This window comes from Peribacillus sp. SIMBA_075 (genome assembly GCF_046534585.1).
Window position 1 is genome coordinate 1 of record NZ_JAWRYN010000887.1, and the last position, 261, is coordinate 261.

Genomic DNA, 261 nt, shown 5'->3' on the forward strand with positions numbered 1-261 from the left:
GTCACATCCTTGTTGATGGAAGCCGTGTAGATATCCCATCTTTCTCTGTAAAACCAGGTCAAACGATTGCTCTTCGTGAGAAATCTCAAAACCTAACAGTTGTGAAAGAATCAGTTGAAGTAAACAACTTCGTTCCTGAATACCTTTCTTTCGATGCTGAAAAGCTTGAAGGTACTTTCACTCGTCTTCCAGAGCGTTCTGAATTAGCGCCTGAAATCAGCGAACAACTAATCGTTGAGTTCTACTCTCGTTAATTTCATT

General features: G+C 40.2%; 1 pseudogene. It reads left to right on the forward strand.

The annotated features are described in order from the left end of the window. Positions 1–254: pseudogene (locus tag SB775_RS30810) on the forward strand (30S ribosomal protein S4); the annotation flags it as partial. Positions 255–261 lie beyond the last annotated feature (7 nt).